6 protein-coding genes are annotated in these 12,908 nt (G+C 66.1%); 4 read left to right on the forward strand and 2 right to left on the reverse strand.

Translation table 11 applies throughout. The features are described 5' to 3' along the window. Positions 1-177: 177 nt before the first annotated feature. Entirely contained in the window at positions 178-1,212 is a 1,035-nt protein-coding gene (locus H928_RS0116930) for a sensor histidine kinase (protein WP_021027571.1), read from the reverse strand. Between the two features lie 122 nt (positions 1,213-1,334). Between H928_RS0116930 and argH the strand changes: the two genes are divergently transcribed. The 4 genes from argH to pbpC all read left to right on the forward strand — a co-directional run bounded on the left by argH (position 1,335) and on the right by pbpC (position 12,229). Then, positions 1,335-2,792 carry an argininosuccinate lyase gene (gene argH, locus H928_RS0116935; RefSeq protein WP_027011051.1) on the forward strand — a complete coding sequence of 486 codons (1,458 nt, stop codon included), beginning with the start codon at positions 1,335-1,337 and terminating at the stop codon, positions 2,790-2,792. 41 nt (positions 2,793-2,833) lie between these two features. Then, positions 2,834-3,820 (forward strand): Bug family tripartite tricarboxylate transporter substrate binding protein, encoded by a 987-nt coding sequence (locus tag H928_RS0116940; RefSeq protein ID WP_021027573.1) that lies wholly within the window; start codon positions 2,834-2,836, stop codon positions 3,818-3,820. Positions 3,821-3,995: 175 nt separating this feature from the next. Next, a complete protein-coding gene (locus tag H928_RS0116945) occupies positions 3,996-9,965 on the forward strand; it encodes an Ig-like domain-containing alpha-2-macroglobulin family protein (protein ID WP_021027574.1) in 5,970 nt (1,989 codons plus the stop codon). Then, positions 9,962-12,229 (forward strand): penicillin-binding protein 1C, encoded by a 2,268-nt coding sequence (gene pbpC, locus H928_RS0116950; RefSeq protein ID WP_021027575.1) that lies wholly within the window; start codon positions 9,962-9,964, stop codon positions 12,227-12,229. The genes H928_RS0116945 and pbpC overlap by 4 nt, the downstream gene beginning before the upstream one ends. Before the next feature lie 319 nt (positions 12,230-12,548). Here the strand turns inward: pbpC and H928_RS0116955 are convergent, their stop codons facing one another. Next, positions 12,549-12,869: a heavy metal-binding domain-containing protein gene (locus tag H928_RS0116955; RefSeq protein WP_021027576.1), complete on the reverse strand. Its 321-nt coding sequence runs from the start codon at positions 12,867-12,869 to the stop codon at positions 12,549-12,551. Between the last annotated feature and the right edge of the window lie 39 nt (positions 12,870-12,908).

Here is a 12,908-nt window from a genome sequence, read left to right on the forward strand (position 1 = left end):
TCGGGGGCATTGGCGGCCTCGTGCACGGCGCTGGGCGCTGGTGTTATCTCGACCAGCAGGCGCCGCAGCCGGCTTCGGGCCAGCGCTTCATCATCCACAATCAATACTCGCATGGCCGCTATGCTAGCGGAGCCCGGTGCCGCCTGCCAACACCGGCCGTCGTGTCGTTGCACCCGCTCAAGCAGGGATGCTGATGCGCACCATGTAGATGCCGTCCTTGCTCGTCGCCTTGAAGTCGTATTCGAGGTCGTAGAGCAGGCGCAGGCGCTTTTTCACATTCAGGATGGCCGTGCCGGTGCCGGCGCGCCGCTCGGGCTGGGGGGCGCTAAAGGGGCGCGGCGTGGTGTTGATGATCTGGATCTGCACCATATTGCCCCGCCGGCGCGTGGCAATGCTGATGCGGCCATGGCCATGGCTGGGCTCGATGCCGTGCTTGACGGCGTTCTCCACCAGGGGCTGCAAAAACAGCGGCGGCACGGTGGCGGCATCGGCGCGCGAGTCCAGATTCCAGCGCACGGCCATGCGGTCGTCAAAGCGGATCTGCTCGATCGACAGGTAGCGGCGCGCCAGCATCACCTCCTCGGCCAGGGTCGAGGCCTCGCGCTTTTCGGTCAGCGCATGGCGGAACAAGTCGCTCAGGTCCTCGAGCATGGCCTCGGCTTTTTGCGGGTGGTCCTGCACCAGCGCAATGGCGCTGTTGAGCGCATTGAAGAGGAAGTGCGGGCGGATGCGCGCCTGCAGCTCGGCCAGGCGCGCGGTGGTGGCCGCTGGCGTGCGGGCCTGGGCGCGCCATTGCAGGCCCACCACCACCATCGCCGCCAAAAAGCCCCCGGCCGCTGCGCTGGCCAGCCAGGCCGTTTGCGCCGACAGGGTGGCCCACTGGTAGAGCATGGCTGCCAAGAGCCCGCAGACCACGCCCAGCGCGGCTCCGGCCAGGTACTGCCGCTGCGTGCTGCAGCGCTGCAGCAGCTTTTTTTGCTGGCAGGCCAGCACCAGCCACAGCAGGCTGGCGGGCAGCACCACGGCGGTGAGCAGGGCGAGCTGAAAGAACCAGTCGGCCAGGCCGCTGGCACCAAAGGCGGCGGCAATCGCCACCACGGTCTCGACCAGGGCCACGGTGCGGCCGATCACGCTGGCGGTGCAGGCATCAAACACATAGGCGGTGCCGACGATGGCTTCGCGCGGTGCAGGATTAGTTGATGTTGCTGGCATGGTCGTGCAGGGTCGATAAAATCCTGGTTTTTCGCCCAGGGCTTTGGCGGGCCTCAGGCACAGCACCGGAGGCTGTGTTTCCGCAGCGCAACTGGCAGCTTAACCCGAATATTGCGACCTTCATGTCTACACCACAAGCTTCGTCTCCTTCGCACAACCAGCTCGATTCCAAGTCCGAAGCCTGGTCGGCGCTGTTCTCCGAACCCATGAGCGATCTGGTCAAGCGCTACACCTCCAGTGTGTTTTTCGACAAGCGCCTGTGGCAGGCAGACATCCAGGGCAGCCTGGCCCACGCGCAGATGCTCTGCGCCCAGAAGATCATCGGCGAGCAGGACCTGGCCTCCATCGAGCAGGGCATGGCGCAGATCACCTCGGAGATCGAAGCGGGCAGCTTTGAGTGGAAGCTGGACCTGGAAGACGTGCACCTGAACATCGAAGCGCGCCTGACCCAGCTGGTGGGCGACGCGGGCAAGCGCCTGCACACCGGCCGCAGCCGCAATGACCAGGTCGCCACCGACGTGCGCCTGTGGCTGCGCGGTGAGATCGACCTGATCGAAGGCCTGCTGGGCGAGCTGCAGCTGTCCCTGGTCGAAGTGGCTGAGAAGAACGTCGACGTGATCCTGCCGGGCTTTACCCACCTGCAGGTGGCCCAGCCGGTGAGCTTTGCCCACCATCTGCTGGCCTATGTGGAAATGTTCAAGCGCGATGCCGAGCGCATGCTCGACGTGCGCAAGCGCGTCAATGTGCTGCCGCTGGGCAGCGCCGCACTGGCCGGCACCACCTACCCGCTGGACCGCGAGCGCGTGGCCCAGACCCTGGGCATGGAAGGCGTGTCCCAGAATTCGCTGGACGGCGTCAGCGACCGCGATTTCGCCATTGAGTTCAGCGCCGCAGCCTCGCTGTGCATGGTGCACATCAGCCGCCTCTCGGAAGAGCTGATCATCTGGATGAGCCAGAACTTTGGCTTTGTGCGCATTGCCGACCGCTTCACGACCGGCTCGTCGATCATGCCGCAAAAGAAGAACCCCGATGTGCCCGAGCTGGCGCGCGGCAAGACCGGCCGCGTGGTCGGCCACCTGATGGGCCTGATCACCTTGATGAAGGGCCAGCCGCTGGCCTACAACAAGGACAACCAGGAAGACAAGGAGCCGCTGTTCGACACCGTCGACACCCTGAAGGACACCTTGCGCATCTTCGCCGAGATGATCGGCGGCCAGGTGAACCCTGCAACCGGCGCCAAGGAAGGCGGCATCACCGTCAACGCCGACAACATGCGCGCCGCAGCGCTCAAGGGCTATGCCACCGCCACCGACCTGGCCGATTACCTGGTCAAGAAGGGCCTGCCTTTCCGCGATGCCCACGAGACCGTGGCCCATGCCGTCAAGCTGGCCTCGCAAAAGGGTGTGGACCTGACCGAGCTGCCGCTGGCCGAGCTGCAGGCCTTCAACCCCAATATCGAAGCCAATGTCTTCGAGGCACTGAGCCTGGAAGGCTCGCTGAACGCGCGCAACACCTTGGGGGGCACGGCGCCCGTGCAGGTGCGTGCCCAGCTGGCCAAGCACCGCACGCGCCTGGCATAAGTCGTGCTTGTATAGCCTGTCCTTTTTCTTGAAAGCTCAGCATGTCCTTGCGCCGCCGCCATTTCTCCCAACAACTGCTGGCCGCTGCTGCGGCCGGGTGGCTGGCTGCTCCCAGCTGGGCGGCGGGCTACAACAAGGGCAAGCCGGTGCGGCTGCTGGTGGGTTTTCCACCGGGTGGCGGCACCGATGTGATCGCGCGGCTGCTGGCCGAGAAGATGAAGGACAGCCTGGGCACCTCGGTCGTGGTGGAGAACAAGCCCGGCGCGGGCGGCCAGATTGCGGCCCAGATCCTCAAGGCCTCGCCGGCGGATGGCGCGACCTTCTTCGTCACCCACGACCACACGATCTCCATCCTGCCCCAGGTCGTCAAGAACCCGGGGTTTGACCCGCATGCGGACTTTGTGCCGGTGGCCGGATTTGCCAGCTTTGTCAATGCGATTGCGGTCTCCGACGGCCTGGGCCTGCGCACGTTCGATGCCTATTTGCAGTGGCTCAAAAAGCAGGGCGGCAAGAGTGCGGTGGGCATTCCGGCGCCGGCATCGACGCCGGAGTTCCTGGTGCGGGTGCTGAACCAGCGCTTCAAGACCGATCTGGTGTCCGTGCCGTACCGGGGCAGCGCGCCCATGCTGGCCGACATGATGGGCAACCAGATCCCAGCCGGCATTGGCTCGGTGCAGGATTTCATCGAAAGCCACAAGGCCGGCAAGATCCGCGTGCTGGCCGTACTGGGCGGCAAGCGCCAGCAGGCCTTGCCCGATGTGCCCACTTTCAGCGAACTGGGCCTGCCGGGCCTGGAAGACATGCCCTACTACGGCATCTATGCCGCTGCCGGCACGCCCGCCGAGATGGTGCAGGCCGTATCGCAGGCGGTTGCCAAGGCCGTGGCCGCCCCCGATGTGCATGAGCAGCTGGTGGGCATGGGGCTGAGCGTGGGCTATATGACGCCCGAGCAGCTGCTGGCCCGCGAGCGCGCCTATTCGGCCGTCTGGACCCGCATCATCCGCGACAGCGGCTTCCAGCCCCAGTGAGCTGGACTGGCGCTGTTGGACAGCACGGCATGCATCGGCAGAGCCCTGGCAAGTCACAAGCCCAATAAATAGGCTCATCTTGTTGCCAAATGAAACACCTGGCTGCCCTGGGCGGCCAGCCAACACTGGCGCAGGCTAATTTTGGTACGCTCTCACCATCCTAGGGGAGAGCTCCGTGAATACAACATTACAACGCTGGCTGGCGGGCGCCGGCTGGGCCGCGCTGGGCCTGTCAGCCCATGCCACAAGCATCACATCGGTGTCACCGCAGGGCGAGGTGGCCCGGGTCCGGCAAATAGTCGTCAAGTTCGATGCGGCCGTGGTGCCGATGGGCGATCTGCGTGCGGCAGCACCCGTCAAACTCGACTGCGACAACAAACAGGCCCAGAGCCAGGGGTCGGGACGCTGGACGGGCCCGCGCGAATGGGTGTTTGACCTGGCCGATGACCTGCCGCCCGGTGTGCGCTGCACGGTCGAAAAGGTCGCCAACCTCAAGGATGCTGCCGGCGAGCCGGTCAAGGGCGCGGCCCAGTACCGCTTTGCCACCGGAGGGCCGTCGGTGACGCGCGTGGTGCCCAGCAGCTACCAGCCGCTCGACAGCCGCCAGTTCTTTGGCCTGCAGTTCAATGCCGATGTCGTGACCAGCTCGGTGCAGGACAACACCTGGTGCACGGTCAAGGGCATTGGGGAGCGCATTCCAGTGCGCATCCTCTCCGCCTCGGAGTCCGATGACTTCATGCAAAGCCAGTTTGGCCGCGATAGCTTGCAGCAGCGGCCGCGCCGCCATGTGGCCTTGCAATGCCAGCGGGCCTTGCCCGAGGGTGCGCAGATGAGCCTGGTGGTGGGCGCGGGGGTGAGCACCGACAACGGCGTCAAGCAGACGCGCGAGCGCCGCTTTGACTACCAGGTGCGCCCGCCGTTCACGGCCGAGTTCAGCTGCGAGCGCGCCAATGCGCAGGCCGGCTGCCTGCCGATCCGCCCGCTCAACCTGCTCTTTAGCGCTTCGGTGGACCGCAAGCTCGCCGAAGGCATCTTCCTGGAGACCTCCAAGGGCCGCATCAAGGCCAGCTTCCCCGATGACGGAGAAGAGGGCGAGGTCAACCGCCTGCAGTTTGCGCCGCCCTTCGGCGAGAAGGAGACGATGCGCATCGTGCTGCCCCAGGGCTTCAAGGACGAATCGGACCGGCCGCTGGCCAATGCCAACCTGTTCCCGCTGCAGGTGCAAAGCGGGCTGATGCCGCCGCTGGCCAAGTTTGCCGCCTCGCCGTTTGGCGTGGTCGAGCGCTTTGCCGAAGGCGACAAGGGCCCGGCCATGTTCCCGGTGACCCTGCGCAATGTGGAGCAGGACCTGCAGATCCAGGGCTTGTCGATCGAGGACAAGGGCACCGTCTCGACCCTGCAGCTGCAAAGCGATGCCGACATCATCCGCTGGTACCGCAAGCTCCAGCGCTATGACAACTGGCAGGTCAGCCGCAAGCAGGCAGCGCAGGACAGCAAGATCCCGCTGCCCAATGTGCTGCCCGATGGCGACAAGAACTATGTCGAGACCCGCATGCTCTCGCTGCTCGAAGGCCAGGCCACCAGCAAGAAGCTGGCCCTGCCCAAGACCGACAGCAAGGACCCGCGCCCGTTTGAGGTCGTGGGCATTCCGCTGGAGACCGGTTTCCATGTCGTCGAGATCGCCTCGCCCATGCTGGGCGACGCGCTGCTCAACACCGACTACGACAGCGCCCGCCGCGTGATGTTTGTGCGCAGCTCGGCGCTGGTGACCAACCTGGGCGTGCACTTCAAGCTGGGGCGTGAAAACGCGATGGCCTGGGTGACCAGCCTGGACAAGGGCAAGCCGGTGGCCAATGCGCAGGTGCGCATCTCTACCTGCGACGGCAAGACCCTGGTGCAGGGCACGACCGACAAGGACGGCGTGGCCCGTTTTGACAAGCTCGACACCCAGGCGCAGGTGCGCTGCGAGGCGGGCGCCAACAGCGACACCAGCGCTGCCTACTTTGTGAGCGCGCGCGCCACGGTGGACGGCAAGCAGGACATGGCCTTTGTCTGGAGCGACTGGCAGCGCGGCATCGAGAGCTGGCGCTTCAACCTCGAGACCGACAGCAGCCCGGTGCAGGATGTGGTCGCCCACACGGTGCTGGACCGCAGCCTGCTGCGCGCTGGCGAGACGGTGTCGATGAAGCACCTGATCCGCAGCCAGACCATGGGCGGCCTGGGCCTGCCTAGCAAGGAGCAGTTGCCCAACCAGGTGGTCATCACCCATGTGGGCAGCAACGACGAGTTTGAGCTGCCCATCAGCTGGGAGCGCCCGGGCCAGGGCCTGTCGGCCGTGTCCGAGTTCAAGATTCCCAAAGCCGCCAAGCTGGGCACCTACCGCATCACGCTCAAGGGCGGCAAGGGCAAATGGGGATCGATGGAGATGCAGACCGGCTCGTTCCGGGTGGAAGAGTACCGCCTGCCGGTGTTCAAGGGCAGCGTGACGCCGGACCAACCTGCGCCCATCGTGCAGCCGGGCAAGCTGGGCGCCCAGGTGCAGCTGTCCTACCTCTCGGGCGGCGCAGCGGCCAAGGAGGCGGTCAAGGTCTCAGCCGCGATCCAGTCGCATGCGGTGAGCTTTGAGGACTACGACAGCTTCTCGTTTGGCCGGCCCTATTTGAGCCGCAAGCTGCCCGGCGCGGGCAACGATGGCGAGGACTACAGCAATGACCGCCGCGTGATTGCCGACAAGCTGGCGCTGACCCTGGATGCCAATGGCGTGGGCAAGGCCGAGATCGAGCAGGTGCCCAGCTCCGTGGCGCCGCAGGATCTGCTGCTGGAGGCGAGTTTTTCCGACCCCAATGGTGAGGTGCAGACCATCAGCCACCACAGCGTGATCTGGCCCGCCTCGGTGGTCGCCGGCATCAAGGCCGAGAACTGGGCCTCCACCGACAAGAAGCTGGGCTTCCAGGCGCTGTCGCTGACGCCGTCGGGCAAGCCCGTCTCCGGCGTCAAGCTGCAGGTGCGGGCGGTGGCGCGTGTGGTCACCTCCACGCGCAAGCGCATGGTGGGCGGCTTCTACAGCTACGAGAACCATGAGAGTTACAAGGACCTGGGCGTGGTCTGCAGCGGCAAGAGCGATGCCAAGGGCCTGCTGGCCTGCGACACCCAGCTGAGCGAAGGTGGCGAGACCGAGCTGATCGCCGAGGCGACGGATGACAAGAACCGCAGCTCCAAGGCCGCGACCTCGGTCTGGGTGACCAAGCAGGGCGAGCTTTGGTTTGGCGGTGAAGACACCGACCGCATGGACCTGCTGCCGGAAAAGAAATCCTACAAGGTGGGCGACACCGCACGCTTCCAGGTGCGCATGCCCTTCCGCGAAGCAACGGCGCTGGTGACGGTGGAGCGTGAAGGCGTGCTCTCCAGCCAGGTGATCACCCTGCGCGGCGATGACCCCACGGTCAACCTGAAGGTGCAAGAGGGCTGGGGCCCGAATGTCTATGTCAGCGTGATGGCGCTGCGTGGCCGCCTGCGCGAAGTGCCCTGGTACAGCTTCTTCACCTGGGGCTTCAAGTCGCCGCGTGAATGGTGGACCTCGTTCTGGTACGAGGGTAAGGAATATGTGGCGCCCACTGCGCTGGTGGACCTGTCCAAGCCCGCCTACCGCCTGGGCGCAGCCGAGATACGCGTCGGCATTGCCGACCGCCAGCTGGCCGTGACCGTCAAGAGCGACAAGGAAAGCTACCGCATCCGCAACACCGCCAAGGTCACGATCGAAGCCAAGCTGCCCAATGGCAAGCCGGCTGCGGGCGCGGCCGTGTCGGTGGCGGCCGTGGACCAGGCCTTGCTGGAGCTCAAGAGCAATGACACCTGGGCGCTGCTCGAAGCCATGTACCAAAAGCGTTCCTGGGGCGTGGAGACCTCCACCGCCCAGATGGAAATCATTGGCCGGCGCCACTATGGCCGCAAGGCCGTGGCAGCGGGCGGCGGCGGTGGCAATGGCCAGACCCGCGAGCTGCTCGACACCCTGCTGCTGTGGCAGCCCAATGTGGTGCTGGATGCGAACGGCCGCGCCGAGGTCGATGTGCCGCTCAATGATGCCCTCACCAGCTTCAAGATCGTGGCCGTGGCCGAGAGTGGGCTGGAGCTGTTTGGCACCGGCACGACCCAGATCCGCACCACGCAGGAGCTGCAGATCATCAGCGGCCTGCCGCCTTTGGTGCGCGATGGCGACCGCTATGACGCCCAGGTCACCCTGCGCAACACCACCAGCAAGCCCATGCAGGTGCTGGTGACCCCCAAGGCGACCTTGCTGCAGCTCGAGCCGCAGACAGTGGAAGTGGCGGCCAACGAGGCCCGCACCGTGAGCTGGAGCGTGACGGCGCCGCCCGATATGTCGCAAAGCCGCCAGGGCGAGCTGCTCTGGGAGATCAGCGCCAAGGACAAGCAGGGCGATGCGGCCGATGCACTCAAGGTCAGCCAGCGTGTGGTGCCCGCCGTGGCGGTGGAGACCCTGCAGGCCACCCTGGTGCAGCTCGATGGCAGCCTGGATATGCCGGTGAGCGCACCGGCCGATGCCTTGCCCGGCCGTGGTGGCCTGAAGCTGTCGCTGGTGCCGCGCCTGGCAGAAGGCCTGCCCGGTGTGCGTGACTGGTGGCGTGCCTACCCTTACGCCTGCCTGGAGCAGACCACGAGCAAATCCATCGGCATGCAGGATGCAGCGCTGTGGAAGAGCACGATGGAGCGCCTGCCCACCTACCTCGATGGCGACGGCCTGGCCAACTACTTCCCGCCGCAAGCGGGAAGCAGCAACACCGGCAGCGATGCGCTGACCGCCCACCTGCTGCAGGCCGCTTTCGAGATGAAGCGCATCGACCCCGCCTTTGCTATTCCCCCTGCGCCGCTGGGCCGCATGCAGGACGCGCTGGCGCGCTTCATCGATGGCCGCATCGAGCGCAAGTTCTGGAGCCCACGCTCCGACCTGGAAGTGCGCAAGCTCGCCGCCATCAATGCGTTGGCGCTGTATGGCAAGGCGCAGCCGCGCATGCTGACCAGCATCCAGATTGCGCCCAATGACTGGCCCACCCAGACCGTGGTGGACTGGCTGTCCATCCTGGGCCACATGAAGGATGTGCCCAACCGCAGCAAGCTGCTCGAAGAGGCCAACCAGATCCTGCGTGCGCGCCTGAGCTACCAGGGCACCAAGGTGCTGTTCGCCAACGAGAACAACGACTACTGGTGGTGGCTGATGCAAAACGGCGATACCACCCTGGCGCGTTTCCTGCTGGTGGTGATGGACGACCCGGCCTGGAAGGACGATATGCCGCGCCTGGCCAGCAGCTTCATCAGCCGCCAAAAGAGCGGTGCCTGGACGACGACCACGGCCAACCTCTGGGGCGCGCTGGCGCTGGAACGCTTCTCGCGCACCTATGAGTCCACACCCGTGAACGGCACCACCGAGGCCAGCATGGCCGGCAAGTCCGGCACGGTGGACTGGAGCCGCGTGACCAAGGCGCAGGATGCGATCGAGCTGCTGGCCCAAGGCGGCAAGCGCACGCCTAGCCCGACCGAGCAGGTCGCGCAGTGGCTGAACAACACCATTGACCTGCCCTGGGCCGCTGGCAACCAGAGCCTCAAGGTGCAGCAAAAGGGCAGCGGCAAGCCCTGGTTGACGGTGCAGTCGCAGGCGGCCGTGCCGCTCAAGCAGCCGCTGTCGGCCGGCTATACCATCAGCAAGACCGTGGTGGCCGTCGAGCAGGCCAACAAGAACCTGCCCGCCGGCCAGTACACCCGGGGCGATGTGCTGCGCGTGACCCTGGAGGTCAACGCCAGCGCCAACATGACCTGGGTGGCGATCACCGATCCGATCCCGGGCGGCGCCACCATCCTGGGCAGCGGCCTGGGCCGGGATTCGGCGCTGTCCACCGCGGGCGAGAAATCGACCGGCTGGGGCTGGAAGGCGTTTGAGGAGCGTTCGTTCGAGAGCTACCGCGCCTACTACGGCTACCTGCCACAGGGCAAGCTCAGCCTGCAGTACAGCTACCGCGTCAACAACACCGGTGAGTTTGCGCTGCCATCGACCCGCGTCGAGGCGCTGTATGCGCCCGAGATGTTTGGCATGGCGCCCAACCCCAAGGTGACGGTTGTGCCCGTGGCGCCATGAGGCTGCGCGCTATAACCTGCTGGCGGCTGCTGGCCCTGGCCTGCCTGCTGCAGGCGCCGCTGGCCCAGGCCGTGCCCAGCTTTGGCGAGGTGCGCCAGGACTTCAGCTCGTCGGAGACGCGGGTGCTGTCGCGCGAAGGCGAGCTGCTGCAGCGCGTGCGCACCGACAGCACGGTGCGCCGGGGCGACTGGGTGGCGCTGGGCGATGTGTCGGCTGCGCTGCGCACCGCCATGCTGCTGAGCGAGGACAAGCGCTTTTACGAGCACAGTGGTGTGGACTGGGCGGCCGTCACATCGGCTGCCTGGGGCAACCTCTGGAACCAGCGCACACGCGGGGCCAGCACCATCAGCATGCAGCTGGCCGGCTTGCTTGACGGCGACTGGCGGCGCAGCAGCGGGGGCCGCTCGGTGGGGCAAAAGGTGGGCCAGACGGTGGCCGCCCAGGTGCTGGATAGGCGCTGGCAGAAGACCCAGATCCTGGAGGCCTACCTGAACCTGGTGCCATTCCGGGGCGAGCTGGTGGGCATTGATGCGCTGTCGCGCACCCTGTTTGACAAGGCCCCCCATGGCCTCGATGACCGCGAGGCGGCGGTGGCCGCCGCGCTGGTACGCGCGCCCAATGCGCGGCCCAGCCAGGTGGGCCAGCGCGCCTGCGGTGTGCTCAAGGAGATGCGGCGCGATCCCAAGCTGGACTGCGAAGCGATCGTCTTCTTCACCGAGATCGCGCTGAAAAAGCGCGCCTTTGATGCCAGCGAAGGCATTGCGCCGCACTTCAGCCGCATTGCGCTGCGTGAAGCACGGCAAGGCGCGGATGGAAAAGCCCAGCCGGCGGCCATGGCCAGCCTGCGCACCACCTTGAGTGCGCCGCTGCAGCGCTATGCGGTCGATATGCTGGGCCAGCACCTGCAGGCCTTGCGCAGCAGCAATGTGCAAGATGGCGCCGTGCTGGTGCTGGACAACGCCAGTGGCGAGGTGCTGGCCTGGGTGGGGTCCTCCGGCGCACTGAGCCAGGCACATGCGGTCGATGCAGTGCTGGCGCCGCGCCAGCCGGGCTCCACCTTGAAGCCCTTTCTCTATGGCCAGGCGATTGCCGAGCACAAGCTGACGGCTGCGTCCTTGATCGAGGATTCGCCCGCGCGCATTCCCACGGCCAGCGGCCTCTATATTCCGCAGAACTACGACCGCAGCTTCAAAGGCTGGGTGTCGGTGCGCACGGCGCTGGGCGCCTCGCTCAATGTGCCGGCGGTGCGCACCCTGGTGATGGTGGGTGTGGACGATTTCTTTGACCAGCTGGTGCGCCTGGGCATGCCGATGCGCGAGAGCGGCAGCTATTTTGGCTACAGCCTGGCGCTGGGCAGCCCTGATATTCCGCTGGTGCAGCTGACCAATGCCTACCGCGCACTGGCCAATGGCGGGCGCTACAGCCCGGTGGCCTATGCGCGCGGCGGCAAGCCGCAGTTCCGCCAGGCCATGGATGCGGGCGCCGCCTATGTGGTGGGCGATATGCTGGCCGATGGCAATGCCCGCGTGCGCACCTTTGGCCTCGATAGCGTGCTGGGCACGCGCAGCTGGGCGGCGGTGAAAACCGGCACCAGCAAGGACATGCGCGACAACTGGGCCGTCGGCTGGTCAGACCGCTACACGGTGGGCGTCTGGGTCGGCAATGCCAGCGGCGAGGCCATGCATTCGGTCAGCGGCACCAGCGGCGCGGCACCCGTCTGGGCCAGCATCATGGGCTTTTTGCACCAGGGCCAGCCCAGCCGTGCGCCCAAGCCGCCGGCCGGTTTGCAGGCGCAATGGGTGGATTTTGGCCCGGCGCCTGCTGGGCAATCGGGTGCCGGCTTTGCGCTGGAGGCGCGGCGTGAGGAGTGGTTCCTGGCCGGCACCGCGCAGCCGCGCTTTGCGCTCGATGGCCAAGCGACCGGGGTCGATGAGATGGTGGGCGGCCGCAGCTTTGCCGGGCGATCGGCCGACGGCACTGGCTCGGCAGCACCGCCTGCGGTGCGCATTCTGGCCCCGGCCAACGGCACGATTGTCGCGGTAGACCCGGACATTCCACCCGAGCGCCAGCGCCTGCAGTTTGTCGCTGATTCGGCCGCTGCGCGCTGGCGCATCGATGGCAAGGATGTTGCGCGCGGCGCGCGCTGGGCCTGGCTGCCCTGGCCGGGCCGCCACCAGGTGGAGCTGGTCAATGCGCAGGGCGAGGTGCTGGACAGCATCCGCCTGGAAGTGCGCGGCGCGGGCGTCAAACAGGCCAAGCGCTAAAAGATGCGGCAGCCCGCGCAAGCGGACTGCCGCAACATGGACAGAGGCGCTTAGAACCTGTTCAAAGTCACTACGCAGCCGCGTTGGAGTGCAATCGGGATGAGTTCGAAGGGATGGAACGCAGCTTGCACCGGGGTGCAAGCAAGAGCCTGCGCGCAGAAATCGCCCGATTTCACTCCAACCCTTACGGACAGTGGCTTTGCGGGCGGTCTGCGTCGTTGCAAATCCTCGCAATAGCTGGGCTATTGCTGCGGTATTGCGCCTCGCATCCCATCCCGCAAAGACACTGTCGCGGCGCGAGGAGACTTTGAACAGGTTCTTAGTCGACGACGACGGCCGTGCCGCTGGCCGACACCATCAGCATGCCGTTGTCCTTGCCCAGCACTTCATAGTCGAGGTCGATGCCGACGACGGCATTGGCGCCCAGCGCCTTGGCGCGCTCCTGCAGCTCATTGAGTGCAATGTCTCTGGCCTTTTGCAGCTCTTTCTCGTAGGTGCCCGAGCGGCCGCCGACGATGTCGCGGATGCCGGCAAACCAGTCCTTGAAAAAGTTGGCGCCCAAAATGGCCTCGCCATTGACGATGCCGCAGTAGCGGCTGATGCGCTTGCCTTCAACGCTGGGGGTGGTGGTGACAATCATGGTGTGGCTCCAGCGGGATCAGTTGGCGAGCGCACGCAG

Source organism: Comamonas sp. B-9 (assembly GCF_000410635.1).
Lineage (GTDB): Bacteria > Pseudomonadota > Gammaproteobacteria > Burkholderiales > Burkholderiaceae_C > Comamonas.